23 protein-coding genes, 1 pseudogene and 1 riboswitch are annotated in these 26,853 nt (G+C 70.3%); of the genes and pseudogenes, 12 read left to right on the top strand and 12 right to left on the bottom strand.

The window, feature by feature from the left end; genetic code table 11:
• Nucleotides 1–112, bottom strand: a pseudogene (locus ACVNF4_RS12635) (MerR family transcriptional regulator); the annotation flags it as partial.
• 6 nt (nt 113–118) lie between these two features.
• Complete coding sequence (locus tag ACVNF4_RS12630; RefSeq protein WP_461802851.1) at nt 119–1,522, bottom strand: family 2B encapsulin nanocompartment shell protein; 1,404 nt, start codon at nt 1,520–1,522, stop codon at nt 119–121.
• Nucleotides 1,523–1,693: 171 nt separating this feature from the next.
• On the opposite strand from ACVNF4_RS12630, the gene ACVNF4_RS12625 reads away from it, so the two are divergent.
• Nucleotides 1,694–2,560 (top strand): 1-aminocyclopropane-1-carboxylate deaminase/D-cysteine desulfhydrase, encoded by an 867-nt coding sequence (locus tag ACVNF4_RS12625; protein ID WP_461802850.1) that lies wholly within the window; start codon nt 1,694–1,696, stop codon nt 2,558–2,560.
• Between the two features lie 6 nt (nt 2,561–2,566).
• Here the strand turns inward: ACVNF4_RS12625 and ACVNF4_RS12620 are convergent, their stop codons facing one another.
• A complete protein-coding gene (locus ACVNF4_RS12620; protein WP_461802849.1) occupies nt 2,567–4,165 on the bottom strand; it encodes a Na+/H+ antiporter in 1,599 nt (532 codons plus the stop codon).
• A gap of 71 nt (nt 4,166–4,236) precedes the next feature.
• Here ACVNF4_RS12620 and ACVNF4_RS12615 point away from each other — a divergent pair, with 71 nt between their 5' ends.
• From ACVNF4_RS12615 to ACVNF4_RS12605, 3 genes are all read left to right on the top strand, one after another.
• Complete coding sequence (locus ACVNF4_RS12615; RefSeq protein WP_461802848.1) at nt 4,237–4,497, top strand: UBP-type zinc finger domain-containing protein; 261 nt, start codon at nt 4,237–4,239, stop codon at nt 4,495–4,497.
• 249 nt (nt 4,498–4,746) lie between these two features.
• Nucleotides 4,747–5,160: an ATP-binding protein gene (locus ACVNF4_RS12610; protein WP_010353612.1), complete on the top strand. Its 414-nt coding sequence runs from the start codon at nt 4,747–4,749 to the stop codon at nt 5,158–5,160.
• A gap of 17 nt (nt 5,161–5,177) precedes the next feature.
• On the top strand, nt 5,178–6,191 hold the full coding sequence (locus ACVNF4_RS12605) for an RNA polymerase sigma factor SigF (protein WP_461802847.1): 1,014 nt from the start codon (nt 5,178–5,180) through the stop codon (nt 6,189–6,191).
• Between the two features lie 143 nt (nt 6,192–6,334).
• Here the strand turns inward: ACVNF4_RS12605 and ACVNF4_RS12600 are convergent, their stop codons facing one another.
• A complete protein-coding gene (locus tag ACVNF4_RS12600) occupies nt 6,335–6,757 on the bottom strand; it encodes a hypothetical protein (RefSeq protein ID WP_461802854.1) in 423 nt (140 codons plus the stop codon).
• Between the two features lie 342 nt (nt 6,758–7,099).
• Between ACVNF4_RS12600 and ACVNF4_RS12595 the strand changes: the two genes are divergently transcribed.
• Complete coding sequence (locus tag ACVNF4_RS12595) at nt 7,100–8,068, top strand: diacylglycerol/lipid kinase family protein (RefSeq protein WP_461802846.1); 969 nt, start codon at nt 7,100–7,102, stop codon at nt 8,066–8,068.
• 322 nt (nt 8,069–8,390) lie between these two features.
• Nucleotides 8,391–8,648 (top strand): WhiB family transcriptional regulator, encoded by a 258-nt coding sequence (locus tag ACVNF4_RS12590; protein WP_010353616.1) that lies wholly within the window; start codon nt 8,391–8,393, stop codon nt 8,646–8,648.
• A gap of 185 nt (nt 8,649–8,833) precedes the next feature.
• Here the strand turns inward: ACVNF4_RS12590 and ACVNF4_RS12585 are convergent, their stop codons facing one another.
• Nucleotides 8,834–10,300, bottom strand: a complete 1,467-nt coding sequence (locus ACVNF4_RS12585; protein WP_461802853.1) for a sensor histidine kinase — start codon at nt 10,298–10,300, stop codon at nt 8,834–8,836.
• Between the two features lie 515 nt (nt 10,301–10,815).
• On the opposite strand from ACVNF4_RS12585, the gene nagB reads away from it, so the two are divergent.
• Nucleotides 10,816–11,601, top strand: a complete 786-nt coding sequence (gene nagB / locus ACVNF4_RS12580) for a glucosamine-6-phosphate deaminase (protein ID WP_461802845.1) — start codon at nt 10,816–10,818, stop codon at nt 11,599–11,601.
• Here the strand turns inward: nagB and ACVNF4_RS12575 are convergent.
• Nucleotides 11,598–13,097, bottom strand: coding sequence for a glycoside hydrolase family 3 protein (locus ACVNF4_RS12575; RefSeq protein ID WP_461802852.1), 1,500 nt, complete (start codon nt 13,095–13,097; stop codon nt 11,598–11,600). The two genes, nagB and ACVNF4_RS12575, sit on opposite strands and share 4 nt — an antisense overlap.
• A 179-nt stretch (nt 13,098–13,276) precedes the next feature.
• Between ACVNF4_RS12575 and ACVNF4_RS12570 the strand changes: the two genes are divergently transcribed.
• From ACVNF4_RS12570 to ACVNF4_RS12550, 5 genes are all read left to right on the top strand, one after another.
• Nucleotides 13,277–14,041 carry a GntR family transcriptional regulator gene (locus ACVNF4_RS12570; RefSeq protein ID WP_461802844.1) on the top strand — a complete coding sequence of 255 codons (765 nt, stop codon included), beginning with the start codon at nt 13,277–13,279 and terminating at the stop codon, nt 14,039–14,041.
• Between the two features lie 128 nt (nt 14,042–14,169).
• A complete protein-coding gene (locus tag ACVNF4_RS12565) occupies nt 14,170–14,427 on the top strand; it encodes a DUF3311 domain-containing protein (protein ID WP_461802843.1) in 258 nt (85 codons plus the stop codon).
• Nucleotides 14,424–16,034 (top strand): monocarboxylate uptake permease MctP, encoded by a 1,611-nt coding sequence (gene mctP, locus ACVNF4_RS12560; protein ID WP_461802842.1) that lies wholly within the window; start codon nt 14,424–14,426, stop codon nt 16,032–16,034. The genes ACVNF4_RS12565 and mctP overlap by 4 nt, the downstream gene beginning before the upstream one ends.
• Nucleotides 16,035–16,375: 341 nt before the next feature.
• Nucleotides 16,376–16,510: riboswitch (cobalamin riboswitch) on the top strand.
• Nucleotides 16,511–16,645: 135 nt separating this feature from the next.
• Nucleotides 16,646–19,000, top strand: a complete 2,355-nt coding sequence (locus tag ACVNF4_RS12555; protein WP_461802841.1) for a ribonucleoside-diphosphate reductase subunit alpha — start codon at nt 16,646–16,648, stop codon at nt 18,998–19,000.
• Nucleotides 19,000–20,016, top strand: coding sequence for a ribonucleotide-diphosphate reductase subunit beta (locus ACVNF4_RS12550; protein WP_461802840.1), 1,017 nt, complete (start codon nt 19,000–19,002; stop codon nt 20,014–20,016). The genes ACVNF4_RS12555 and ACVNF4_RS12550 overlap by 1 nt, the downstream gene beginning before the upstream one ends.
• Before the next feature lie 55 nt (nt 20,017–20,071).
• Here ACVNF4_RS12550 and ACVNF4_RS12545 read toward each other — a convergent pair whose 3' ends face one another.
• The 6 genes from ACVNF4_RS12545 to ACVNF4_RS12520 form a co-directional block, all read right to left on the bottom strand.
• Complete coding sequence (locus tag ACVNF4_RS12545; RefSeq protein WP_461802839.1) at nt 20,072–21,424, bottom strand: bifunctional albaflavenone monooxygenase/terpene synthase; 1,353 nt, start codon at nt 21,422–21,424, stop codon at nt 20,072–20,074.
• Entirely contained in the window at nt 21,425–22,510 is a 1,086-nt protein-coding gene (locus ACVNF4_RS12540) for a terpene synthase family protein (protein WP_461802838.1), read from the bottom strand.
• 275 nt (nt 22,511–22,785) lie between these two features.
• Nucleotides 22,786–23,436 (bottom strand): peptide deformylase, encoded by a 651-nt coding sequence (gene def / locus ACVNF4_RS12535; protein ID WP_461802837.1) that lies wholly within the window; start codon nt 23,434–23,436, stop codon nt 22,786–22,788.
• A gap of 107 nt (nt 23,437–23,543) precedes the next feature.
• Nucleotides 23,544–24,530 carry a tetratricopeptide repeat protein gene (locus ACVNF4_RS12530; RefSeq protein ID WP_461802836.1) on the bottom strand — a complete coding sequence of 329 codons (987 nt, stop codon included), beginning with the start codon at nt 24,528–24,530 and terminating at the stop codon, nt 23,544–23,546.
• 72 nt (nt 24,531–24,602) lie between these two features.
• Nucleotides 24,603–25,841 (bottom strand): HD-GYP domain-containing protein, encoded by a 1,239-nt coding sequence (locus ACVNF4_RS12525; RefSeq protein WP_461802835.1) that lies wholly within the window; start codon nt 25,839–25,841, stop codon nt 24,603–24,605.
• On the bottom strand, nt 25,838–26,853 hold a 1,016-nt coding region (locus ACVNF4_RS12520), incomplete at its 5' end, for an HD-GYP domain-containing protein (protein ID WP_461802834.1). The genes ACVNF4_RS12525 and ACVNF4_RS12520, both read right to left, overlap by 4 nt.

Raw genomic sequence — 26,853 nt, 5'->3', positions numbered from 1 at the left:
AGTAGATCTCCCGGCACGGGCCGTCGTACGACCAGCCCTCCCGTTTCATCCACGCCTCCACCGCCTCGTACGCCCCAAGTATCTGGGGGTGGGCGACCTGGGCCTTCGTGACGGGTGGTCACCAACGACCGACCTCGACGTTCTCCAGGACGCCGAGGGCGTCCGGGACGAGGACGGCGGCCGAGTAGTAGGCGGTGACGAGGTACTTGATGATGGCCTGTTCGTTGATGCCCATGAACCGCACGGACAGGCTGGGCTCGATCTCGTCGGGCAGCCCGGACTGGCGCAGGCCGATGACGCCCTGGTCCTTCTCGCCGAGACGCATCGCGATGATGGAGCTGGTGCGCGCCTCGGTGACGGGGATCTTGTTGCAGGGGTAGATCGGGACGCCGCGCCAGGTCGGGATGCGGTTGCCGTCGATGTCGATCGTCTCGGGGACGAGCCCGCGCTTGTTCAGCTCGCGGCCGAACGCGGCGATCGCGCGCGGGTGGGCGAGGAACAGCTTCGTGCCGCGCCGGCGGCTGAGGAGTTCGTCCATGTCGTCGGGGCCGGGGACGCCGTCGTGCGGCTGGATGCGCTGGTCGTACTCGCAGTTGGTGAGGAGGCCGAACTCGCGGTTGTTGACCAGCTCGTGCTCCTGGCGCTCCTTGAGCGCCTCGACCGTGAGCCGCAGTTGCTGCTCGGTCTGGTTCATGGGCTGGTTGTAGAGGTCGGCGACGCGCGAGTGGATGCGCAACACCGTCTGGGCGATGCTGAGTTCGTACTCGCGGGGCTTCGCGTCGTAGTCGACGAACGTGTGCGGGATGTCCGCTTCACCCACATGGCCCGCGGCCAGGTCGACGGCCTTCTCGCCGTACTTGTTCGTGTTCTGCTCGGGGATCGCGCGCAGTTCCTGAAGGTGGCCGCTCAGCGAGTCCGCGCGCTCGGTGACCTGCTCGAAGTCCTGCCGGGACAGGGTGAGGACGGTGCAGGGGGTGGCCGCGCGGGCGGTGTACTCCCAGATCGCGTCGGCGTCCAGGAGTGCCTGGTCGCCGAAGTAGGAGCCGTCGGCGAGGACGCCGAGGACCTGGTCGTCGCCGTAGGGGCCGGTGCCGACCTTCTCGACGCGGCCGTGCGCCAGCATGAACACTTCGTCGTTCTGGCTGCCGAAGGAGGCGATGACCTCTCCGGCGCCGATCTCGCGCTGCCGGGCCCGCGAGGCGAGCTCGGTGAGGACCTCCTGGTCCTCGTAGCCGCGCAGGGCGGGCAGTTCGCCCAGTTCGGCGGGGATGACCTCGACGCGGTCGCCCGTCTTGACGAACGTGATGCGGCCGTCGCCGACCGCGTAGGTGAGCCGCCGGTTCACCCGGTACGTACCGCCCTGGACGTCGACCCACGGCAGCGTGCGCAGCAGCCAGCGGGAGCTGATCTCCTGCATCTGCGGCACGGACTTGGTCGTGGTGGCCAGGTTCCGCGCTGCTGCCGTACCGAGGCTCTGCTGGGGCCTGCCCTCTTCGGAGCGGACCTCTTCGCCTACCGACATGGTGTGTTGCCCTCCCGCTCATGCGCTGGCACGTGGTGCGCCAGGCACTCATCTCGCGGGCAAGCTTTCCGCAGTGCGACGGCCAGTGGTATTACCCGAAAGAGCGGGAATGGATCATCGCAAGAGTGGGAAGAGGGACGTTTCCCCGAACGATGTTCGACAATGATCGGCGTGCCTCTCCCCTCCCCGCTCGAAGAAGTCGAGGACGAACGTTTCACCAGACACGGCGTCCGACTCCTCCTGAAACGCGACGACCTGCTCCACCCCACCCTCATCGGCAACAAATACCGCAAACTCACCCTCAACCTCGAAGCCGCCGCCGACCGCCCCCTCCTCACCTTCGGCGGCGCCTACTCCAACCACCTCCGCGCCACCGCCACCGCCGGTCACGCCCTCGGCACCCCCACGATCGGCGTCGTCCGAGGCGACGAACTCGCCACCCGCCCCCTGAACCCCTCCCTGTCCCACTGCACGGCCCACGGCATGCGCCTCCACTTCATCGACCGCGCCACCTATCGCGACAAGTCGACACCCTCGACCCTCGCGCGCATCCTCCACGAAGCCGGCGCCGACGACGCGTACGTCCTCCCCGAGGGCGGCAGCAACGCGGCAGCGGTACGAGGCTGCCGGGCCCTGGGCGAGGAGCTGGCCGGAGTGGACGTCGCCGCGATCGCCTGCGGCACGGGCGGCACACTGGCGGGCCTCTCAGCGGGCCTGTCCCCTTCCCAACAGGCCCTGGGGATACCAGTGTTGAGAGGCGACTTCCTCACGAGAGACATCCAGGCACTCCAACGCGAGGCCTTCGGTGGGGAGTACGCGAACTGGCACCTGGACGACCGCTTCCACTTCGGCGGCTACGCCCGCACAACCCCTGAACTGGAGGAGTTCGCAAGGGACTTCGAGGATCGCCACGGTCTGCCCGTCGAGCGTCTCTATGTCGCCAAATTGCTGTACGGACTTGTGGCTCTGGCACGGGAAGGCGCTTTCCCGCGAGGGACGGCAGTAGCGGCGGTGATCACCGGAACGCCGTTCCCCTGACGTCCCCTACTCCGCCTCCCGATACGCCGCGGCCTCCTCCAGATCCAGCCGCCTGAGCAACGTCCGCAACATCTCGTCGTCGATGTGCCGACCGTCCCGCAGCCGGACGAACATCTCCCGCTCGGCGCTGATCATCTCCCGGGACAGCCGCCGGTACGTGTCGTCGACGCTCTCCCCGGTGACGGGATTGACCTGCCCGAGCCGTTCCCACACGGCGTTGCGGCGCCGCTCCAGGACCGACCGCAGGCGGTCGGCGAGCGGAGGCGGGAGGGTGTTGCGCTCGTCGGAGAGGAGTTCGTCGAGCCGCTGCTCCGCCACCCTCGACGCCTGCGCCTGCGCATTCGCTTCCGCAAGGGTCGCGGCCCGGTGATCGGCCTCGGGGAACTTGAGGAGCCGGATGAGGGGCGGCAGCGTCAGCCCCTGGAGGACGAGTGTGCCGATGACCGTCGTGAACGTCAGGAAGAGCACCAAGTCCCGTTCCGGGAACGGCTCATCGCTGTGGTGGAGAGTCAACGGCACGGAGAACGCGATGGCGAGGGAGACGACGCCTCGCATCCCGGCCCACCCGATGATCACCGGCCCCCGCCAGGTCGGGTTCTCCTCGCGCTCCCGGATGCGCGAGGACAGCAGCCGGGGCAGGAAGGTCGCCGGAAACACCCACAGGAAGCGCGCGGCGACGACCACGAGGAACACGGCGACCGCGTACCAGGCGGCGTCGACGGCGTCGTACGCGCCGAGTCCGCGCAGGACGACCGGGAGCTGGAGGCCGATGAGGGCGAAGACCGCGGACTCCAGGACGAAGGCGACCATCTTCCAGACCGCGGACTCCTGGAGACGGGTGGCGAAATCGACCTCCCACGCGCGGTGGCCGAGGTAGAGCGCGACCACGACGACGGCGATCACCCCGGACGCGTGGAACTGCTCGGCGACGGAGTAGGCGACGAACGGGATGAGCAGGGAGAGCGTGTTCTGGAGGAGGGGTTCCTTCAGGTGGGTGCGCAGCCAGTGCAGGGGCGCCATGAGGGCGAGCCCGACGACCGTCCCGCCGCCCGCCGCGAGCAGGAACTCCCCGATCCCGCCCGCCCAGGAGGCCCCCTCGCCGACGGCCGCCGCGACGGCGACCTTGTAGGCGGTGATGGCGGTCGCGTCGTTCAGGAGGGACTCGCCCTGGAGGATCGTCGTGATCCGCGACGGCAGCCCCACGCGGCGCGCGACGGCGGTGGCGGCGACGGCGTCCGGGGGCGCGACGACGGCGCCGAGGACGAGAGCCGCCGTCAGCGGCATGCCCGGGACCAGCTCGTAGACGGCCCACCCGACGGCCAGCGTCGCGAAGAGCACGTACCCGACCGACAGCAGCGCGACGGGCCGCACCTGGGCGCGCAGGTCCAGGTAGGAGCTGTCGGCGGCGGAGGTGTACAGGAGGGGCGGCAGGAGCAGCGGGAGGACGACGTCGGGGTCGAGGGCGTACTCGGGCACGCCGGGCGCGTACGAGACCGCCAGACCGATCGCGACGAGCAGCAGCGGCGCCGGCACGGGCGTGCGCCGGGCCGCCGCCGCGATCGCCGCACTGGCCGCGACCAGCAGGAGAAGCGGCATCACATCCATGTCGGGCCCACCCGTTTCGTTCCTCGGTTTTTCCGCGCGGTGATCCGTACGGCCGTCGTAACCTGGCAATCATGAAACAGTGCACGCACGCCGACGCGCTGCCTGACCCTGATCCGACACCCCTGAGCGAGACGTGTCCGGAGTGCCTGCGGTCCGGTACCCACCCGGTGCAGTTGCGCCTGTGCCTGACGTGCGGGCACGTCGGCTGCTGCGACACCTCGCCGGGCCGGCACGCCACGTCGCACCACGACGAGACGGGTCATCCGGTGATGCGGACGTTCGAGCCGGGCGAGGACTGGCGGTGGTGCTTCGTGGATCACGTCCTGGTCTGATCGGGAGCGGGTACGGTTCGGGAGTCTGATGCCGGGGTACGTCAACCCGGCGCGTGCTCTTCCGATTTGAGCCCGCCGACCCCCTAGACACGGAGCGTATTCAGAGCTTTACTGTGAGTGACGCCATGGGGTCGGGGTCCCGGGACAGGACGCAGGTGAGCGCGATAGCGTCACCGCTGCACCACACTTCGCGTTACCCCGGGGGGCGACCCTCGGCCCCGAACTGCTTGTACCACCTTGGAGGTGAGGGTGTCCCAGATCGCAGGCGAGCCCGCGACCCAGGACTTCGTGGAAGTCCGGCTGCCGGCCGCGGGTGCCTACCTGTCGGTGCTGCGGACGGCCACGGCCGGCCTCGCGGCCCGTTTGGACTTCACCCTGGACGAGATCGAGGACCTGCGCATCGCGGTGGACGAAGCGTGCGCGATCCTGCTCCAGCAGGCCGTGCCCGGTTCGGTGCTCGGCTGTGTGTTCCGCCTGGTCGACGACTCGCTGGAGGTGACCGTCTCCGCGCCGACGACAGACGGGCACGCACCCGCGCGGGACACGTTCGCGTGGACCGTGCTGTCCGCGCTCGCGGGCAAGGTGTCCTCCGCCGTCGACGACGACAAGACCGTCTCGATCAGCCTCTACAAACAGCGCGGCGCGGGCCCCGGGCCGGCGTGAGGGCGGGGGACGGGCCGGTGCAAGGCGATGAGCGCGGCGCGCGCCTGCCGACCGAGGGGGGCCTCCTCCCGGACGGCGCCCGCCGCATGGCGGACGGCATCGACGGCATTCCCGAGCAGGCCCGACCGCATCCTCAGGACGACGGACGGGATCGGGACGGTGCGCAGGGCACCCCTGGCCGGGCCAGGACGGCTCGACAAAGGGCAACGGGCGGGACGATGAGCGAGCACGAGCGGGACGATCAACAGGGCGGCGTGGCCGCAGCGCCACACGGTCATCAGGACCGCAGTGAGGCGCGCGCGCTCTTCGTCGAGCTGCGGGGGCTTGCGGACGGCAGTCCCGAGTACGCGGAGCTGCGCAACCGGCTGGTCCGGATGCACCTCCCGCTCGTCGAGCACCTCGCGCGGCGGTTCCGCAACCGGGGTGAGCCGCTGGACGACCTGACGCAGGTCGCCACCATCGGGCTCATCAAGTCCGTGGACCGTTTCGACCCCGACCGCGGCGTCGAGTTCTCCACGTACGCGACCCCGACCGTCGTCGGTGAGATCAAGCGGCACTTCCGGGACAAGGGGTGGGCCGTCCGCGTCCCCCGCCGCCTCCAGGAACTCCGCCTCTCCCTCACCACCGCCACCGCCGAACTCTCCCAACTCCACGGCCGCTCCCCCACCGTCCACGAACTCGCCGAGAAACTCGCGATCTCCGAGGAAGAGGTCCTGGAGGGCCTGGAGTCCGCCAACGCGTACTCGACGCTGTCGCTGGACGTCCCCGACACGGACGACGAGTCCCCGGCGGTCGCCGACACGCTGGGCGCGGAGGACGAGGCGCTGGAGGGCGTCGAATACCGCGAATCCCTCAAACCCCTCCTCGAAGACCTCCCACCCCGCGAAAAACGCATCCTCCTCCTCCGCTTCTTCGGCAACATGACCCAGTCCCAGATCGCCCAAGAAGTCGGCATCTCCCAGATGCACGTCTCCCGCCTACTGGCCCGAACCCTGGCCCAGCTGCGGGAGAAGCTCCTCGTGGAGGAGTGAGCCGGGGAGCGGGACGCCGGGAGTTGGGCATCCCGGGGGGTGCCTCTCTGCCCTTCGTCAAGGCACCCCCCGGTCACGGCACCCCGCAGGCCCCGGCGTCCCGTCGTCCGGGGAACGCGGCCCGCGTCAGGCTGTGGTGTGGGTCAGTCCTGGGCGTTGCCGGGGCCCCGGATGCCGAGGGCTCGGGCTGTTTCGGGGTTGACGAGGAGGACCAGCGCGAGGATGGCGACGACTCCCAGGGCGATGCCCGCCGGGATGGCCACACTGTCCGCCTGGAGGAGGGTGTAGGCCACGGGGAGTGCCATCACCTGCGTGACGACAGCGGGGCCCCGGCTCCAGCTGCGCCGCTTCAGCAGACCCCTCGCGGCGAGCAGCGGCAGCAGGGCGAGGACGGCCAGGGTGATCCCACCCGTCACCGCGCTCCCCCGGTCGTCGGCGTCCCCCGCCACCCCCACGACCAGCATCCACACCCCGCCCACCAGCAGCGCGGCCCCCTCCAGCGCGGCCAGCACGGCGGCGTACGTCAGCTTCCGGGGCCGGGGCCCGTCCAGGGCGTCCGCGGCCACCGCGCCGGGGTTCTGAGAGGGCTCGGAGGCCTTGTCACTGCTCACCCCTGAAGCGTAGCGGCCCACCCCGAACCGCCCGGGGCACGTCCTGCCCCTTCCGAGCCGCCGGCAGAGCCGAGGCCCCGAGGGAGCCCGCGCCCTCCGAGCCACCCCGACACGACCGGCTCCCGCCCCACTCCCCGCGCCACACCCCCGGCGCAAACCCACCCCCTCACGCCCCCACGGCACCCCCACACGCCCCACTCCCGGTCAGGGCCCCGTGTCGAGAGTCACCACCCGATCTCTTACCCCTTCCACACCTCGGCCTGTGCCCGGTACCACCCAGTAGGTACGCTGCAATCCATGCGTGCACTTCTTGTGGTCAATCCGGCGGCGACGACGACGAGTGCGCGTACCCGTGATGTGCTGATCCACGCGCTGGCGAGCGAGATGAAGCTGGAAGCCGTGACGACGGAGTACCGGGGCCACGCCCGGGACCTGGGGCGGCAGGCGGCGCAGAGCTCGGACATCGATCTGGTGGTGGCCCTCGGCGGCGACGGCACGATCAATGAAGTAGTGAACGGACTGCTGACCGACGGCCCGGACCCGGAGCGGCTGCCCGGCCTCGCGGTCGTCCCCGGCGGTTCGACGAACGTGTTCGCGAGAGCGCTGGGCCTGCCGAACGACCCGGTGGAGGCGACGGGCGCACTGCTGGACGCGCTGCGGCGGGGAAGCGAGCGGACCGTCGGACTCGGGCTCGCGGCCGGCACCCCCGGCACGGAGGACGAGTCGGTCCCCGCCCGCTGGTTCACCTTCAACGCCGGCCTCGGATTCGACGCGAAAGTCATCGGCCGGGTGGAGCAACAGCGGGAACGTGGAAGGAAATCCACACACTCCCTTTACCTTCAGCAGGCGGTCCGTCAGTTTTTCGGAGAACCCCACCGCCGCCACGGAACGATCACTCTGGAACGGGCCGGACATGAACCCGTGACCGATTTGGTGATGTCCATAGTCTGCAACACGTCCCCGTGGACCTATCTGGGCAATCGCCCGGTGTACGCGTCGCCTAAGGCTTCGTTCGATACCGCCCTCGACATCCTCGGCCTGACCCGCTTCTCAGCCCCCTCACTTGCCCGGTATGCCACACAATTGCTGCTTTCGTCCCCCGAGAAGGGCCCCGAGGGCAAGCACGCGGTCTCCCTCCACGACGTGGACCAGTTCACCTTGCATTCGAAGGTCCCCCTCCCGCTCCAGATGGACGGAGACCACCTCGGACTGCGTACCAGCGTGACGTTCACAGGCGTACGACGGGCACTGCGTGTGATTGTGTGAGCAGAAAGGGCGGAAGTCCTTTCACTCGAACGTTTAGGCCAGGGTCCACCCCTTGGAAGTACGGCTGTGACCCAGTCGACACCGAGGAATCAAAAAAAACTTTCCAGAAGGGGTTGTATCCGCCGCTGAGGTTTGCGAGTCTCTACGTGGCGATCGGGACAGCCCGCAACACCGGCATCCACTGATCACCGGAACCCCTCTTCACGACACCAGGACATGGTCAGACCTGTCTGACTGATGGCCCTTCCCTTGTTGAGGGATTCGTGAAAGCGTTCACATTCACAAGCAACCTGCACGTAACACCCTAGGAGAGGTAGCAGCCATGGACTGGCGTCACAACGCCGTTTGCCGCGAGGAAGACCCCGAGCTCTTCTTCCCCATCGGCAACACCGGTCCTGCGCTGCTGCAGATCGAGGAAGCCAAGGCCGTCTGTCGGCGCTGTCCCGTGATGGACCAGTGTCTTCAGTGGGCGCTTGAGTCCGGTCAGGACTCCGGCGTCTGGGGTGGTCTCAGCGAGGACGAGCGCCGTGCCATGAAGCGCCGCGCCGCCCGCAACCGGGCCCGTCAGGCCACCGCCTGACCCGTCCGCCCCACGGAAACAGCCTGAGGTTGGCGGCGCGTACAGCAGGTACGCATCTCCCGCCCCCGAACCGCAGCGCGCAGTACCCCCGAGCGCTCAGTACGACTTGCACCACGCACGAGTACCGCAGCAGGGAGCACTAGCCCCGGCCACATGGTCGGGGCTCTTTGCTGTCCAGCCCTACCTCACTTCTGCGACCGCACCGGCACATCCAGCACCACCTGAGTCCCCCCCTCGGGCCCCCGCACCATGTCGAAGCTGCCCCCCAACTCCCCTTCCACCAGCGTCCGCACGATCTGGAGACCCAGATTCCCCGAGGTGTGCGGATCGAACCCCTCCGGCAGCCCGACCCCGTCGTCCTGGACGGTGACGAGGAGCCGGGCCTCCTTCGTCGTCCCCCCGCGTACGGCCGTCACCTCCACGGTCCCCGTCTCACCCTCACGGAACCCGTGCTCCAGCGCGTTCTGGAGGATCTCGGTGAGGACCATCGACAGCGGCGTCGCGACTTCCGCGTCGAGAATCCCGAACCGCCCGGTCCGCCGCCCCGTCACCTTCCCCGGCGAGATCTCGGCGACCATCGCGAGCACCCGGTCGGCGATCTCGTCGAACTCGACCCGCTCGTCCAGGTTCTGAGACAGCGTCTCGTGGACGATGGCGATCGACCCGACCCGCCGGACCGCCTCCTCCAGCGCCTCCCGCCCCCGCTCGGACTCGATCCGCCGGGCCTGGAGCCGCAGCAGCGCGGCCACGGTCTGGAGGTTGTTCTTCACCCGGTGGTGGATCTCCCGGATGGTCGCGTCCTTGGTGATCAACTCGCGTTCGCGGCGGCGCAGTTCGGTGACGTCCCGCAGGAGCACCAGGGAACCGATGCGCGTGCCCTTGGGTTTGAGGGGGATCGCCCGGAACTGGATCACCCCGTCGTTCGCCTCGATCTCGAACTCTCGGGGTGCCCAGCCGCTGGCGACCTTGGCGAGCGCCTCGTCCACCGGGCCCCGGGTGGGGGCGAGTTCGGCGGTCGTCCGGCCCAGGTGGTGGCCGACGAGGTCGGAGGCGAGGCCCATGCGGTGGTAGGCGGAGAGCGCGTTCGGGGAGGCGTACTGGACGATGCCGTCCGCGTCGAGCCGGATCAGGCCGTCGCCGACGCGCGGGGCGGCGTCCATGTCCATCTGCTGGCCGGCGAACGGGAACGCGCCCGCCGCGATCATCTGGGCGAGGTCGGAGGCGCTCTGGAGGTAGGTCAGCTCCAGGCGGCTCGGGGTGCGGACGGTCAGCAGGTTGGTGTTGCGGGCGATGACGCCGAGGACGCGGCCCTCACGCCGTACGGGGATGGACTCGACCCGGACGGGGACCTCCTCGCGCCACTCGGGGTCGCCCTCGCGGACGATGCGGCCCTCGTCGAGAGCGACATCCAGCAGGGGGCGGCGGCCTCGGGGAACCAGGTGGCCGACCATGTCGTCCTGGTAGGAGGTGGGACCGGTGTTGGGGCGCATCTGCGCCACCGAGACGTAGCGTGTGCCGTCGCTCGTCGGGACCCACAGCACCAGGTCGGCGAAGGAGAGGTCGGAGAGCAGCTGCCACTCCGAGACCAGCAGGTGCAGCCACTCCAGGTCGGAGTCGTCGAGAGTGGTGTGCTGGCGTACGAGTTCGTTCATGGAGGGCACATGGGCGAGCGTACCCGCCGGTTTGTCGCTGGCCGAAACGTGACGTCCGTACGAGGTGCGGGTTCCCATCGTCTCGGCATACCCCGCTGCCCGGCAGGTGTACGCCTCTGAAAACACCCGCGGGCCGCGGCGCCTGGAGGGACCCTCAGCCCTCGCGGCACCGCAGCCCGGAGCAATCTCGGCCGCGGGGTGTGCGGTCCCGGTCGACCGAAAGGTGAGGAGCCGGGGCAGTCAGGGCAGAGAGCACCGGGTCCTCGGTCCGCCCTCCTGTGCGGGGAGAACGGAAGTCGCGATGTACGGACGCTGTTGTGCGTCTCAACGAAGCCTAGCCTGTGAGGGTTCCCGAGGGGGGCTCGATGGCCGTGGGAATTTCCGTGACGCGATGTTCAGCGGACGGACAGGGGGCCGAAACCCCAGAGGCCGGAAGGTGTCGGCTAGATTAGAGTGGTCTAAACCACATGTCCTTTTCGGGATCTCCGGATTCTCCTCAGAAACGGCAGGCCAGCGTGGAAGTTGTGATCGTCCCGGATGCCGCCGCCGGCGGCGCGCTCGTCGCCGAGGCCGTCGTACGGCTCCTGCGCACCAAACCCGACGCGCTGCTGGGGGTGGCCACCGGTTCCACGCCGCTGCCGGTGTACCAGGCGCTGACGGCCCGGGTGCGGGCGGGCGAGGTGGACGTCTCCGCCGCGCGGATAGCCCAGCTCGACGAGTACGTGGGCCTGCCGGCCGACCACCCCGAGTCCTACCGCTCGGTCCTGCGGCGCGAGGTCCTCACCCCCCTCGGCATCCCGCTCTCCGCGTTCCTGGGCCCGGACGGCACGGCGGACGACATCCCCGCGGCCTGCGCGACGTACGACCGGGCGCTCACCGAGGCCGGCGGCGTCGACCTCCAGCTCCTCGGGATCGGCACGGACGGCCACATCGGCTTCAACGAGCCCTGCTCCTCCCTGGTCTCCCGCACCCGTATCAAGACGCTGACCCAGCAGACCCGGATCGACAACGCCCGCTTCTTCGACGGCGACATCGACCAGGTCCCCCACCACGTCATCACCCAGGGCATCGGCACCATCCTGGAGGCCCGCCACCTGGTCCTGCTGGCCACCGGCGAGGGCAAGGCCGACGCGGTCGCCGCCACCGTCGAGGGCCCCGTCGCCGCCGTCTGCCCGGCCTCCGCGCTCCAGCTCCACCCTCACGCGACGATCGTCGCCGACGAGGCGGCGGCCTCCAAGCTCAAGCTGGCCGACTACTTCCGCCACACCTTCGACAACAAACCGGACTGGCAGGGCATCTAGAAAGCCCCCACCCCCGCGAGCACTTCCGCCGCCGCCCTCCCGCACACCCGCGCCGCCCCGTGCGTCGCGATGTGGACGGCTCCCCGGGGGGCCGCGTGCGGGACGCCCATCTCCACGACGACCGTGTCGGGGCGGGCGTCCAGGAGGCGGCTCACCGCGGCGGACATCCAGGGGTGGCGGTGCTCGTCGCGGACGACGGCGACGATCCGGCGCCGGCCGGCCGACGCGAGGGCGTCGTGGCCCGCGTCGGGGCCGGTGAACGTGCCGGTGCAGGTGCCGGGCAGAAAGCGGGTGAGGGCGGGGGCCAGACCCCAGGGCGTCTCGTCGCCGACGGCCACGTTGGCGACCGGCGTGAAGGCGGCGACGTACGGGGGCGCCGTCAGCGGGAGGTGCTCGGCGCCTCTCACTCGCAGGGCTCTGCGGGCCGCCGCCAGGCCGACCCCCGGGTTCTCCGCGAGGCGCCCCGCCCCCTTCGTCGTCCAGCGGGCCAGCGTCCGCACCCGGTCCGCGGCCTCCGCGAGCCGTTCCTCGGGGAGTTCACCGGCGTGGACCGCGCCGGTCAGGGCGTCCCGCAGGCGCCGTACCGTGCCGTCGTCGCTGAGGCCGCCGCCCACGCAGATCGCGTCGGCGCCGGAGGCGATCGCGAGGACCGTGCCGCGTTCGATGCCGTACGTGTCGGCGACGGCCCGCATCTCCATGCCGTCGGTGACGATCAGGCCGTCGTAGCCGAGGTCGCCGCGCAGGAGGCTGGTGAGGACGGGGCGGGAGAGGGTGGCCGGGCGGGCCGGGTCCAGGGCCGGGGCGAGGATGTGGGCGGTCATGATCGCGCGGGTGCCGGCGGCGACGGCCGCGCGGAACGGCGGCAGGTCGCGGGCGGCGAGGGTGTCGTAGGGCACGTCGATGCGCGGCAGCGACTCGTGGGAGTCGACGGACGTGTCCCCGTGCCCCGGGAAGTGCTTCGCGCAGGCAGCGACCCCGGCGGACTGGAGGCCGGTGACGTACGCGGCGGTGTGCCGGGCCACGAGCGCGGGGTCGGCGCCGAAGGAGCGGACGCCGATGACGGGGTTGTCCGGGTCCGTGTTGACGTCGGCGGAGGGCGCCCAGTCGAGGGTCACCCCGCACGCGGCGAGCCGACGGCCCAGTTCGGCGGCGACGGAGCGGGTGAGGTCGGTGTCGTCGACGACGCCGAGCGCGAGGTTGCCCGGGAAGGAGGAGCCCCGGCCCGCTTCGAGGCGGGTCACGTCACCGCCCTCCTCGTCGATCGCGACCAGGACGTCCGGGCGGGCCTCGCGCAGCCGGGCGGTGAGGCCGGAGAGCTGCTCGGGGTCCGTGATGTTGCGGGCGAACAGGGCGACGGAGGCGAGCCCCTCGTCGAGGCGGCGCAGCAGCCACTCGGGGGCGGTCGTGCCGGTGAAGCCGGGCTGGAGGACGGCGAGGGCGTCCCGGGCCACAGTCGTCTCTGCCAAGGCCACCCTCCGAATGGTGTAGACCAGCATCGCGAGCTTGGACCGGACCAAGGGTCATGTCAAGGCCCCGGACGCCGTACGCAGGGAGTTCTCTGCGGGCCGGGACGGAATCGACCTGTCCGTACCGGCACCCGTACGGACGATCCCGTGCCACGATGTGAAGTCGCGGCCGACGGGAGGTCGGCCCGTGCGAGCCGGGAAGGCAGGCCATGAGCGCCGACGTCAGCAGTGCGGAGAACGAGGGTGGGGCGACCGTCCGTACCGCGCGCGTGCCCAAGTACTACCGTCTGAAGAAGCATCTGCTGGACATGACGCGGACCCAGGCGCCCGGCACCGCCGTCCCGCCGGAGCGCACGCTCGCCGCCGAGTTCGACACGTCCCGCACGACCGTCCGCCAGGCCCTCCAGGAACTCGTCGTCGAGGGGCGGCTCGAACGGATCCAGGGCAAGGGGACGTTCGTCGCGAAGCCGAAGGTCTCCCAGACCCTCCAGCTCACCTCGTACACCGAGGACATGCACGCGCAGGGCCTGGAGCCGACCTCGCAGGTCATCGACATCGGGTACGTCACGGCGGACGACCGGCTCGCCGAGCTGCTCGACATCACCGCCGGCGGACGCGTGCTGCGCATCGAGCGGCTGCGGATGGCCAACGGCGAGCCGATGGCCATAGAGACGGCCCACCTCAGCGCCAAGCGCTTCCCCGCCCTGCGCCGCTCCCTCGTCAAGTACGCGTCCCTCTACACCGCCCTCGCCGAGGTGTACGACGTCCGGCTCGCGGAGGCCGAGGAGACGATCGAGACGTCGCTGGCGACGCCGAGGGAAGCGGGCCTGCTGGGGACGGACGTGGGGCTGCCGATGCTGATGCTGTCCCGGCACTCCCTGGACCTTCGCGGGGAGCCGGTGGAGTGGGTGCGGTCGGTGTGGCGGGGGGACCGGTACAAGTTCGTGGCACGGCTGAAGCGGCCGGTGGAGTAGACGTGGGAGTAGTCGTGGAGTGACACAGGATCAGGACGATCCCGGGACAGGGGTTCCCCTGCGCTTATCCGTCACTTAGATTGCCTGCGCATTGCATTGGTGATCACAGCCAGGGGACGGAGCCGCCGATGTCAGACACCCCACCGAAGGCCGGGGAACCGGTGGTGACGCCCGTGCGCGTCGTCATCGGCCTCTGCCTGTTCGCGCCCTTCGTGGCCCTCCTGTGGGTCGGCTCGTATGCCGAAGTGAAGCCCGCGTTCATCGGCATCCCGTTCTTCTACTGGTACCAGATGCTGTGGGTCGTGATCTCCACGGCGCTGACGATGACCGCGTACCAGTTGTGGCGGCGTGACCAGCGGGCCCGCAAGGGGGGTGCGGCGAAGTGAAGGACGGTGTGAACGGCGTCGCGCTCGGCGTCTTCATCTTCTTCTTCCTGGCCGTCACGGTCATGGGGTTCCTCGCGGCGCACTGGCGCAAGGCGGAGAACGAGCACTCCCTGGACGAATGGGGGCTCGGCGGGCGGTCGTTCGGGACCTGGGTGACGTGGTTCCTGCTCGGCGGGGACCTCTACACGGCTTACACGTTCGTGGCGGTGCCGGCGGCCGTGTACGCGGCCGGCGCGGCCGGGTTCTTCGCCGTGCCGTACACGATCCTCGTGTACCCGCTGATCTTCACGTTCCTGCCCCGGCTGTGGTCCGTCTCGCACAAGCACGGGTACGTCACCACCTCCGACTTCGTGCGCGGGCGGTTCGGGTCCAAGGGGCTGTCCCTCGCGGTCGCCCTCACCGGCATCCTCGCGACCATGCCGTACATCGCGCTCCAGCTCGTCGGGATCCAGGCCGTGCTGGACGTCATGGGCGTCGGGGGTGGCGAGGACACGAACTGGTTCGTCAAGGACCTGCCCCTGCTGATCGCCTTCGGCGTGCTGGCCGCGTACACGTACTCCTCGGGGCTGCGGGCGCCGGCGCTGATCGCGTTCGTCAAGGACACGCTGATCTACATCGTGATCACGGTCGCGATCATCTACATCCCGATCAAGCTGGGCGGGTTCGACGAGATCTTCGCGAAGGCCGGGGAGAAGTACACGGCCGCCGGGGCCGGGGGGCTGGTGCCGGCCGAGGGGGCGCAGTGGACGTACGCCACGCTGGCGCTCGGGTCGGCGCTGGCGCTGTTCATGTATCCCCACTCGATCACCGCGACCCTCTCCTCCCGGAGCCGCGAGGTCATCCGGCGCAACACGACGATCCTGCCGCTGTATTCCCTGATGCTGGGGTTGCTCGCGCTGCTCGGGTTCATGGCGATCGCGGCGGGCGTGAAGGTGAAGAACGGCCAACTGGCCATCCCCCAGCTCTTCGAGGACATGTTCCCCGACTGGTTCGCGGGGGTCGCGTTCGCGGCGATCGGGATCGGCGCGCTCGTCCCGGCCGCGATCATGTCCATCGCCGCCGCCAACCTCTTCACACGGAACATCTACAAGGACTTCATCCGTCCCGACGCGACGCCGGAACAGGAGACGAAGATCTCCAAACTGGTCTCCCTCCTGGTGAAGGTGGGCGCCCTGATCTTCGTCCTGACGATGGACAAAACGGTAGCCATCAACTTCCAGCTCCTCGGCGGCATCTGGATCCTCCAGACCTTCCCCGCCCTCGTCGGCGGCCTCTTCACCCGCTGGTTCCACCGCTGGGCGCTGCTGGGCGGCTGGGCCGTCGGCATGATCTACGGCACCTTCGCCGCGTACGGCGTCGCCTCCCCCACCCAGAAACACTTCGGCGGCAGCTCGAAGGAGATCCCGGGAATCGGCGAGATCGGCTACATCGGCCTCACGGCGTTCGTCCTGAACGTGGCGGTGACGGTCGCCCTCACGTTCGCCCTGCGGGCAGCGAAGGCCCCGGACGGGGTGGACGAGACCAGCCCCTCGGACTACACGGCGGACGCCGGCGACCCGGGCGTCCAGACGGAACTGCCCCCGGCGACATCGGGAGCGACCCACTAGCGCCGTCGGGCAACTGCGGCACCGTCGTGGTTGCTCGCGCAGTTCCCCGCGCCCCTGAAAGATGCGCTGCCGCGCACTTTCAGGGGCGCGGGGCTGTATCGATGTGCGGCTCCGCCGCGCGGGCACGAACGGGCACACACAACCCGCAGCAGACAGCCGACGCCAGCACCATCAGGGGCGCGGGGAACTGCGCGAACGGCCACACACGGCCCGCAGACCGCCCCCGACCCGCACCCCCCCCCACCCCCTCCCCGCTATCACAGCCCCCACCCGAAAGTTGACGCTCCGAAGCCGACGCGACACAACATCTGGGGTTGCCACCACGACCCGGCACTAGATGTATGCTCGTGCTCGCTGTCGCCGCAGGGGAATCCGGTGCGAATCCGGAACTGTCCCGCAACGGTGTACTTGTCGTATCCGCCCCATGCGGACCGGCAAGAGTCAGTCCGAGGACCTGTCGGCAGCGAATACGCGCCCGGCCGCCCCAGGACGGCCCGGCGTGCCCTGACGTCCGGGCCTCGCGGAGTGGGCCGGGGTGCGAATCGTGCTGTGTGCTCGTGCTGCCCCCTGCCCTCGGCGAGACCCCTTGCCGAGCGAGCGGAGAGCCTCACGTGACCATCGCGCCAGCCGAACCGGCTTCAGCAGTCACCCCCGTGGAGAACGACGGTCCCGGAACCGCGTTGCTGCGGACCCTGACGGAGCTGACCGCCGACCTCCCCGACGCCGACCCCGGCCGGGTCGCCGCCGCGGCCCTGCGCGGGCGCTCCGCGCGGGCGGACGAGGCCGAGCTGCGCGAGCTGGCGACGGAGGCCGCCGCCGGCCTGATCTCGGAGGACCCGGCGTACTCCCGCCTCGCCGCCCGCCTCCTGACGATCAGCGTCCGCGCCGAGGCCGCGTCCCAGGGTGTGACGACGTTCACGGAGTCCGTGGCCGTCGGCCACCGCGAGGGCCTCATCGCCGACCGCACCGCGGACTTCGTCAGCCTGCACGCGAAGCACCTCGACGCCCTGATCGACCCCGCCGCCGACGACCGCTTCGGCTACTTCGGCCTGCGCACCCTGCACAGCCGTTACCTGCTCCGGCACCCGATCACCCGCAAGGTCGTCGAGACCCCCCAGCACTTCCTGCTGCGCGTCGCGTCGGGCCTGGCCGAGGACGAGACCGTCCGCGCCCTGGACGAGGTCGCCGCGCTGTACGGCCTGATGAGCCGCCTGGACTACCTCCCGTCGTCCCCCACGCTCTTCAACTCCGGCACCCGCCACCCGCAGATGTCGTCCTGCTACCTCCTGGACTCCCCCAAGGACGAGCTGGACTCCATCTACGACCGCTACCACCAGGTCGCCCGCCTCTCGAAGCACGCCGGCGGCATCGGCCTGTCGTACTCCCGCATCCGCTCCCGCGGTTCGCTGATCCGGGGCACGAACGGGCACTCCAACGGCATCGTGCCGTTCCTGAAGACGCTGGACGCGAGTGTCGCGGCCGTGAACCAGGGCGGGCGGCGCAAGGGCGCGGCGGCGGTGTACCTGGAGACCTGGCACTCCGACATCGAGGAGTTCCTGGAGCTGCGGGACAACACCGGTGAGGACGCCCGGCGCACCCACAACCTGAACCTCGCGCACTGGATCCCGGACGAGTTCATGCGCCGCGTGAACGCGGACCGGGAGTGGTCGCTGTTCTCCCCGTCGGACGTGCCGGAGCTGGTCGACCTGTGGGGCGACGAGTTCGACGCGGCGTACCGCGCGGCGGAGGCGAAAGGTCTCGCCAAGAAGACCATCCCGGCGCGTGACCTGTACGGCCGCATGATGCGGACGCTCGCGCAGACCGGCAACGGCTGGATGACGTTCAAGGACGCCGCGAACCGCACGGCGAACCAGACCGCCGAGCCGGGTCACGTCGTCCACTCCTCGAACCTCTGCACGGAGATCCTGGAGGTCACGGACGACGGTGAGACGGCCGTCTGCAACCTGGGTTCGGTGAACCTGGGTTCGTTCGTGACCGGTGGCGACATCGACTGGGAGCGGCTGGACGAGACCGTCCGCACCGCCGTGACCTTCCTCGACCGCGTCGTCGACATCAACTTCTACCCGACCGAGCAGGCGGGCCGCTCCAACGCGAAGTGGCGTCCGGTGGGCCTGGGTGCGATGGGGCTCCAGGACGTCTTCTTCAAGCTGCGGCTGCCGTTCGACTCGGCCGAGGCGAAGGCGCTGTCCACGCGGATCGCCGAGCGGATCATGCTGGCCGCGTACGAGGCGTCGGCGGACCTCGCCGAGCGGTCCGGTCCGCTGCCCGCGTGGGAGAAGACCCGGACGGCGCGCGGTGTGCTGCACCCCGACCACTTCGGCGTCGAGTTCACCTGGCCGGAGCGCTGGGCCGCCCTGCGCGAGCGGATCGCGTCGACCGGGCTGCGCAACTCACTGCTGCTGGCGATCGCCCCGACCGCGACGATCGCGTCCATCGCGGGCGTCTACGAGTGCATCGAGCCGCAGGTGTCCAACCTGTTCAAGCGCGAGACCCTCTCCGGTGAGTTCCTCCAGGTCAACTCGTACCTGGTGCAGGACCTGAAGGACCTCGGCGTGTGGGACGCCCGCACCCGTGAGGCGCTGCGCGAGGCCAACGGCTCGGTGCAGGACTTCGTCTGGATCCCCGAGGACGTGCGGGCGCTGTACCGCACGGCGTGGGAGATCCCGCAGCGCGGCCTGATCGACATGGCCGCCGCGCGGACGCCGTACCTGGACCAGGCGCAGTCCCTGAACCTGTTCCTGGAGACGCCGACGATCGGCAAGCTCTCCTCGATGTACGCGTACGCCTGGAAGTCCGGGCTGAAGACGACGTACTACCTGCGTTCGCGCCCGGCGACGAGGATCGCCCGCGCGGCCCAGGCTTCCGTCCCCGTCCAGCAGGCAGCCGACCCCGACGCGGTCGCCTGCTCCCTTGAGAACCCCGAGTCCTGCGAGGCATGCCAGTAATGACGACCGAAGCCAAGAAGAACCTGCTCGACCCGGGCTTCGAGCTGACTCTCCGGCCCATGCGGTACCCGGACTTCTACGAGCGCTACCGGGACGCGATCAAGAACACGTGGACGGTCGAGGAGGTCGACCTCCACTCGGACGTCGCGGACCTCGCGAAGCTGTCGCCCGAGGAACAGCACCTCATCGGCCGGCTGGTGGCGTTCTTCGCGACGGGTGACTCGATCGTCGCGAACAACCTCGTGCTGACGCTGTACAAGCACATCAACTCCCCCGAGGCGCGGCTGTACCTGAGCCGTCAGCTGTTCGAGGAGGCCGTGCACGTCCAGTTCTATCTGACGCTGCTGGACACGTACCTGCCCGACCCGGAGGACCGCAACGCTGCGTTCGCGGCCGTCGAGAACATCCCCTCGATCCGTGAGAAGGCCGAGTTCTGCTTCAAGTGGATCAACGAGGTCGAGAAGCTGGACAGCCTCCAGACGCAGGCCGACCGCCGCCGCTTCCTGCTGAACCTGATCTGCTTCGCCGCGTGCATCGAGGGCCTGTTCTTCTACGGTGCCTTCGCGTACGTCTACTGGTTCCGCAGCCGGGGTCTCCTGCACGGCCTCGCGACCGGCACCAACTGGGTGTTCCGGGACGAGACGATGCACATGTCGTTCGCGTTCGAGGTCGTCGACACCGTCCGCAAGGAGGAGCCGGAGCTCTTCGACGACGCTCTCCAGCAGCAGGTCACCGACATGCTGAAGGAGGCCGTCGAGGCGGAGCTCCAGTTCGCCCGCGACCTGTGCGGTGACGGCCTGCCCGGCATGAACACCGAGTCGATGCGCCAGTACCTGGAGTGCGTCGCCGACCAGCGCCTGGCCCGCCTCGGCTTCGCGCCGGTCTACGGCTCCGAGAACCCCTTCTCCTTCATGGAGCTCCAGGGCGTCCAGGAACTGACCAACTTCTTCGAGCGCCGCCCGTCCGCCTACCAGGTCGCCGTGGAGGGCACGGTCGACCTGGACGAGGACTTCTAGCCCGTCTCGTACGACGGCCCGGTACTCCCCCGAGTGCCGGGCCGTCGTGCTGTGCTCAGCGGGCCAGCGGCCGCAGCCGCAGGTCGCGGGGGCGCAGGGTGATGCCGATGCGGTGGCGGGAGTCCGAGCCCGGCGTCTCCTCGAAGCGGAAGGCCGAGGCGATGGAGGCGGTGAGGAGGGTCATCTCCGCCATGGAGAAGTGGTCGCTGGGGCACTTGCGGTTGCCGACGCTGAAGGGGCTCATGGCGTGCTTGGGGACCTCCTCGGAGCCGCCGGGGAGCCAGCGGTCGGGGCGGAAGGACTCGGCGTCGCGGTAGGAGCGGGGGTCGCGCTGGACCGCGTAGGGGCTGTAGACGATGTCGGCGCCGGCGGGAATGCGGTATCCGCCGAGGGTCGTGTCGGTGACCGCGCGCCGGGTCAATATCCATACGGCCGGATAGAGCCGCAATGTCTCCACGACGACATTCCCGGTGTACGCCAGACTGCGGACGTCGTCGAATCCCACGGGCCGGTCGCCCACCACGTTTTTCACCTCGTCCCGGATCTTGTCGGCGTGTTCGGGGTACTCGGTGAGCACCAGGAGCAGCGACATGATCATGGAGCCGACGGTTTCGCTGCCCGGGGTGAGTATCGCGATGACCTGGTCGTGGATCTCCTGTTCTCCGATGGGTTTGCCATTCTCGTCCGTCGCTTCCAGCAAAGCCGTCAGCAAATCGTCCGGCTTTTGACCGGATGCCCGGCGGTCGGCGACGATCTCGTCGACCAGGAGGTGCAAATCGGCCAGTGCCCGGTTGAATTCGCGGTTGGCCGGAAGCGGCACCCGATAAAGCGGTCCGAGAGGGACGACCATGCGCTGGTACATACCGCGGAAGAGGCTCGCGAGGTCCGCGCAGATCCGGTCGGCCCGCTCGTCCATGTAGCTGCCGCGCATCAGGCAGCGCGCGGCGATCCGGGTGGCGACCCGGAACGACTCGGCGGTGACGTCGAGGACGTCCGCCTCGCGCCACCGCTCGACGACGGCCCGCGCCTCCTCCTCCATCACGGGCCCGTACCCGGGTATCGCGTCGAGCCTGAACGCGGGCTGTATGGTGCGGCGTTGGCGCCGGTGGAGGGGTCCGTTGGCGGTGGCGACGCCCTCCTTGCCGAGGAGGCTCTCCAGGGACTCCCACAGCGGCCCGGCGATGATGTAGTCGGGGCTGAGGGCGACCTCGCCGATCAGTTCGGGCGCGGTGACGGCGTACACCGTCTTGGGTCCGAGGCCGAGCCGGACGACGTCTCCGTGGTCGCGCAGCCCGGAGAAGAACGCCAGCGGGGAGCGGGCCAGTTTCCAGCCGTGGCCGAGCAGCGGGAGCCCGCCGCCGGCCAGGGGCGGCTCCGGTGGCGCGGGCCGTACCGATTCGAGGGTCATCTATTTCTCTCCCGCCGGGGTGTCGTCGACATAGGGGGGTGTGGACCGGTCGTCCCAGCTGTCGACCGTGTACCGGCCCGACTCGTGGTGGAACCAGTAGGCGGAACTGAACCAGTTCCGCATGTTCTCCAGGCAGCGGAGCACGGCGTCGCTGATTTCCTTGTCGCCGATCCCCGCCGCGAACGCGCGCGTCTCCCGTTCGGCGGCGAGGAAATCGGCGACGCATTCCAGTATTCGTCGCCTGAGTTCTTCTATCGCCTCTTCCAGAGTGAGCCCCTCGTGGACGACGAGGCTGATTCCGAGATTGTGCACCTCTTCGCCCGCCAATTCCTTGGGCAGTGAGCAGAGGTCGTTGTACCAGGCGGCGAATTCCTGGCTGAGCAGGGCGGCCCGCTGGAATGCGGGGTGAGTCCTTACCCATTCCGGGAGTTCGCGTTCCGCGACCGGTTCCAGGAGGTCCGTCCATATCCAGTGGGCGAACGTGAGGCGCCTGAGGGCGAGGTACTCCTCGACCGGGGGGACGCGCGCCTCGACGCGGTTGCCGAACTCGCGGTCGTACGCGTCGATCACCTCGTGGAAGTGCCGGGCGAAGCGGGCGTTCCAGGTGGCGGGCAGGCAGCCGTAGAGCCGCAGGACACTGTCCGCGAGGCCCGCCACCAGCGGGTCCTGGTGGTGCAGATGGGTCCTCGGGGCGTCGAGGGCCTGGTGGAGCCGGGACTTCAGGCGCCGCCAGGAGGCCGTGCGGCGGTGCACGATGTCGCGGTCGTGGCGGTCGTCCCAGACGAAGAACCAGGCGCTGTAGTCGGCGATGGCCTGGAGGACCGTGTCGGGGGCGCCGAGGTAGTAGCCCGCCATCAGGTCCGTGTAGCACAAGCCGTCGGCATATTCCGCGACCTTGTCGGGTGGCATCAGCCGTTTGTCCAGCAGCCACTGCCGGGTGTTCTCCTGCAACCGCGGCCAATACGGGTGCAGTCGACGGGGAAACTCGGTCTCGACGACCGGGAGACTCAGTGACGGCGGAACCGCGACACCCCGTGTGTCACCGCTCCTGCTGTACGCGATGGTGCTCGGTGAAAAAGCTGGCACGAACAACCCCTCTCGGCCGCCTGTCGCGCACGCTCCTCCCGTTGTGCCGGGCGTGCGCCGTTGCGTATCCCCGCTCTGCCCATTCAGCACCACAACTGACCGTCCTGGGAACGGATTTGCTTCTTTCACTACCCCAGAATGCTGAGATTCCACCCCAGGATGACTGGTTATGGATCAGAAGACGCGCTTAGGCGATCGAGTGTGCGACGGGCATACGAACGGCACCCGGTCCGCAGAGGCTGCGGACCGGGTGCCGGGTGTCGTGCACGAGCGTGTCAGTCGTTGGCGACGACGGGGTAGCGGGGCTCGTTCTCGGCCATCTGCCGCAGGGCGTCCTTGCGTTCGCGCTTGGAGAGGCGGTCGATGTACAGGTACCCGTACAGGTGGTCGGTCTCGTGCTGCAAACACCGAGCGAAGAAGCCGGTGCCGCGCACCTTGATCGGGTTGCCCCGCTCGTCCTGCCCGGTGACCTCGGCGTAGTCGGGCCGGGCCAGCGGCGCGTACGCGCCCGGCACGGACAGGCAGCCCTCGTTGCCGTCGTCCAGGCTGCGCCGGTCGGCGGGGAGTTCGACGAGCTTCGGGTTGCAGACGACGCCGGTGTGGCGCACGCCGTCGTCGTCCGGGCAGTCGTAGACGAACACCTTCAGGTCGACCCCGACCTGGTTGGCGGCCAGGCCCACGCCCTCGGCGGTGCGCTGCGCGGCGAACATGTCGTCGACCAGCTTCAGCAGTTCGTCGCCGAACTCGGTGACGTCCTCGCACTCCTTGTGCAGGACCGGGTTGCCGACGACGGTGATGGGCCGGGAGGTGCCGCGCTCGCGGTAGGCGGCCTCACGCGCCTCGGCGTCCTCCGTGTCGATGACGAAGCCCTCGTCGTCCACGGGGAGCACGCCCGCGTGCTGCTGATCGGTGTCCTGCTGCGCCATGACGAGGTAAGCCTTCCTGCAACCTGAAGAAAAATCTGCGGATACAGCCTAAGGGGAGGCGCGGCGGCACTCGGCGCCGAAACGGTTCAGCAGAGCGGGACGGCGGTTCAGCAGACCTCTTCGAGATCCCGCCAGTCCCGCGAGTCCGGCGCATCCGCGACCCACCCGTCCAGCAGCCCCCGCACCAGGGAGGCCGGCGCGGCCACCCCACACTCCCGCTCCGGCACCCACAGCTGCCCGTCCGTCCGATGCCCCAGCGGCCCCGGCTGTCCCGGCTCGCTGTGATCGTGGGGATCGAGGTGCTCCCCGTCGCCCTCGTCGGACGGCATGCGCGACTCGGAGCACATCCGGCACAGCAGCCGCACCGACGACGACCAGTCCTCGGCGGCGAACCCGGCGTCCGCGGCGAGCTGTTCCAGCGCGTCCCGGTCGGCCTCGGTCCCGGCCTCCAGGAGGACGACCCAGGTCGGCACCGGCGAGGGCGCCCACAGCTCGATCTCGTCGAAGACGGGGTAGGCGTGCCCGGCGGAGGTGGTCCGCTCGCCGTGCGGGACCCCGTCGTGCAGGACGACCTCACCCCAGCGCCGCCCGGAGGAGGGCAGCGGGATCGACAGCACCTCGATGCGCGCGGGGTCGAGCCGCCGTCCCCACACCACCTCGGCCTCGCCCTCGGGGGAGAGGCGGACGGCGGCGCTGCCGAGGTCCATGCCGACGGGCTCGGCACAGGACGCGGCGTTGGAGCCGCCGGGGACGTGCAGCCCGTACGCCTGCCAGGCGCGGCGGGCCAGCGGCCAGTCCTGGAGGGCGGTCGCGGCGATGCCGACGTTCCACCAGTCGGGGGCGCCCGCGTCCTTGTCGAGGAGGGCGACGGCGCGCAGTCCGGCGGCCCTGGCCTGCTCCCAGTCGTGCCGGAACTTGTGCAGCAGCGCCAGGTTGAACCAGGACTCCGACAGCCAGGGTTCCAGGTCGGCGGCGCGGGTCAGCAGCGCGCCGGCGTCCTCGTACCGCCCGTCGCCGATCAGCGTGAACGCGCGATCGGTGGCCTGCCGCCAGGAGGCGGAGGGCCGGTGCCGTCCCTTGCCGAAGATCCTCACATCACCACCCGCCCGTTTCCCCGGACACCGCTGTTGCTCGCATCAAACCATGTACGGCCGCGAGGCCGCTCGCTACCCATGGGTTACCCAAGGCCGCGCGGGGTGAGCCGGACCACGCGACAGGACGCGGGCCAGTGCCGACACCACCTCGGGCGCGTACTCCCCGCCCGTCCCGAGGCGCAGTTCCTCCAGCGCGCTGAGCGGTCCCGAGGCCCGTGCCTTCTCCTCGTACGCGTTGACGACCCGCACGATCCGCGCGGCCCTCGGCTGCCCGGCCCCCGGGTCCGCCTGCCGTTCGACGACGGCCGCGACCTCGGCGCTCGCCCCGGTCTGCCGGACGACGGCCCCGCCGAGGAGCGCGATCCTGCGCTGTTCCTCGGCCGGCAGCCCGGAGGTGGCGCCCTCCGGGACCGGGTCGACGAGGCTCAGCTGGCCGATGTCGTGCATCAGCGCCGCGTACTCCAGGACGGTCGACTCCGGTTCGGTGAGCCCGAGTTCACGGCCGACGGCCTGGCAGAGCGCGGCGACCCGGTGCGCGTGCCCGGCAGGGGTGTACCCGGCGATCTCGGTGGCCCGCGCGAGGGACGCGATGGTCTGCCGGTAGGTCGCACGGACGGCCGCGTACCGGCGCAGCGCGACCTGCGTCAGCAGCAGCGGCACGCTGAGCAGCGGCAGCGCCCACAGCCCGACGACGGCCACCGCCAGCGCCGTCACCGCCCCCGTCGCGCACACCGCCGACCCGATCCCGGGCACCGCCCGCAGCTCGTCCCGCAGCAGCGGCCCGTACGGCCAGCCGGTGCGGGCGTGCTGGAGGGCCGAGGCGACGACGGCGTCGCACAGCGCGGTGAGCACGAGCAGCGCCAGCAGGAGGACGGCGTATCCGGTGCCGTCCGCGAGCAGGCCCCGGTTCGCCAGCGGCTGGAAGCAGAGCGCCGCGAACCCCACGGTGAGGACGCGCCGGACGAGGTGGTCGGCGGCCCCTCCCCTGCCGCGCGCGATGTGCGGGACGTTCCCGAGCAGCGAGGCGACGGCGACCACGGCGACGACCTGGGCGGTGCCGTGCCCGGTGGGCGCCCCGGCGTCGTCCCCGAGCAGCGCGTACGCCAGCGACCCGGCGGCCCCCAGCGGCGCCATGTCCCGCACCCCCGGCCCACTCCACCGCAGCGCCTCCCCCACGGCGATCAGCGCACCGAAGGCCAGCACGGTGGTGCCCTCCTTCAGTCCGTCGACGCAGGTCAGGAGGGAGCAGACGGCGACGGCGAGGGCGGCGCAGGCGTGCAGGGCGGTGAGGCGGAGGGGGCGGGGCGTCATGGCCGTACCCCTTGGCGGTCCCCGCGCGGAGACCGGGCCTCCGGCAACGGCTCCTCCGCCGTCACCACCGGGTGCCAGCCCCAGCGGGCCAGGGCCCGTTCCAGGGCGTCGACCATCCGGGGGTCGAACTGGGTGCCCGCGCAGCGGCGGAGTTCCGCGAGGGCGACGGGGACCGGGCGGGCGCGGCTGTAGGAGCGGGTGGAGGTCATGGCGTCGAAGGCGTCGGCGACGGCGACCACGCGGGCGGGTTCGGGGATGCGGTCCCCGGCGAGGCCGTAGGGGTAGCCGGAGCCGTCGAGGCGTTCGTGGTGGTGGAGGATCGCCGAGCGGGCCTCGCCGAGGAAGGCGATGCCCCGGGTGATCTCGTGCCCGTACTCGGGGTGCAGTTCGATGACGCGCCGTTCCTCGGGCGTGAGGGGTCCGTCCTTGCGCAACAGCCTTGTGGGGACGCCGAGTTTGCCCACGTCGTGCAGGATCCCCGCGAACCGGATCAGCTCGACGCGCCGCTCGTCCATCCCCAGCTCCCGGGCGATCATCACGGACGCCTGCCCGACGCGTTCACTGTGCCCGCGCGTGTACTCGTCCTTGATGTCGACGGCCTGCACGAGCGCCCTGATCGTCGCGCTGTGGGCCGCCCGCTCCCGGTTCACCTGGGCGAACACCCACCACGCCACGCACATCGGCAGCAGCACGAGCAGCGCCGCGCCGGGGCCGTAGGGGCTGCGCCACAGGACGGCCATCATCAGCCCGGCGAGCCCGTGCACGACGAGCGGCGCGAGCGACCGCCCCGGCACCGGCCGCCGCACCGGCTCCTCGGCGAAGGCGCGGACGGCGCTGTCGAGGAGGGTGAGGACGACGCAGTAGACGACGACGGCGGCGGAGGCGGGCAGCAGTGCGTACGGGAACTCCGGTGCCACCACGGCGTCACGCCCGCCGAGCCGCCAGTGCGCCCACCCCGCGCACCACACGGTGACGGCCCCGGAGCCGGCCCGCCACACCCGGCGCCACCAGC

Source organism: Streptomyces sp. S6 (genome assembly GCF_054880855.1).
This window is presented reverse-complemented; position numbering and strand designations above follow the sequence as displayed.

Coding starts and splice junctions, on each gene's coding strand:
- ACVNF4_RS12630 (WP_461802851.1), bottom strand. CDS start 1,522: ATGTCGGTAGGCGAAGAGGTCCGCTCCGAAGAGGGCAGGCCCCAGCAG.
- ACVNF4_RS12595 (WP_461802846.1), top strand. CDS start 7,100: ATGCGTGCACTTCTTGTGGTCAATCCGGCGGCGACGACGACGAGTGCG.
- ACVNF4_RS12545 (WP_461802839.1), bottom strand. CDS start 21,424: ATGACCCTCGAATCGGTACGGCCCGCGCCACCGGAGCCGCCCCTGGCC.
- ACVNF4_RS12550 (WP_461802840.1), top strand. CDS start 19,000: ATGACGACCGAAGCCAAGAAGAACCTGCTCGACCCGGGCTTCGAGCTG.
- ACVNF4_RS12615 (WP_461802848.1), top strand. CDS start 4,237: ATGAAACAGTGCACGCACGCCGACGCGCTGCCTGACCCTGATCCGACA.
- ACVNF4_RS12570 (WP_461802844.1), top strand. CDS start 13,277: ATGAGCGCCGACGTCAGCAGTGCGGAGAACGAGGGTGGGGCGACCGTC.
- ACVNF4_RS12575 (WP_461802852.1), bottom strand. CDS start 13,097: ATGCTGGTCTACACCATTCGGAGGGTGGCCTTGGCAGAGACGACTGTG.
- ACVNF4_RS12585 (WP_461802853.1), bottom strand. CDS start 10,300: ATGAACGAACTCGTACGCCAGCACACCACTCTCGACGACTCCGACCTG.
- ACVNF4_RS12525 (WP_461802835.1), bottom strand. CDS start 25,841: ATGACGCCCCGCCCCCTCCGCCTCACCGCCCTGCACGCCTGCGCCGCC.
- ACVNF4_RS12565 (WP_461802843.1), top strand. CDS start 14,170: ATGTCAGACACCCCACCGAAGGCCGGGGAACCGGTGGTGACGCCCGTG.
- def (WP_461802837.1), bottom strand. CDS start 23,436: ATGGCGCAGCAGGACACCGATCAGCAGCACGCGGGCGTGCTCCCCGTG.
- ACVNF4_RS12590 (WP_010353616.1), top strand. CDS start 8,391: ATGGACTGGCGTCACAACGCCGTTTGCCGCGAGGAAGACCCCGAGCTC.
- ACVNF4_RS12620 (WP_461802849.1), bottom strand. CDS start 4,165: ATGGATGTGATGCCGCTTCTCCTGCTGGTCGCGGCCAGTGCGGCGATC.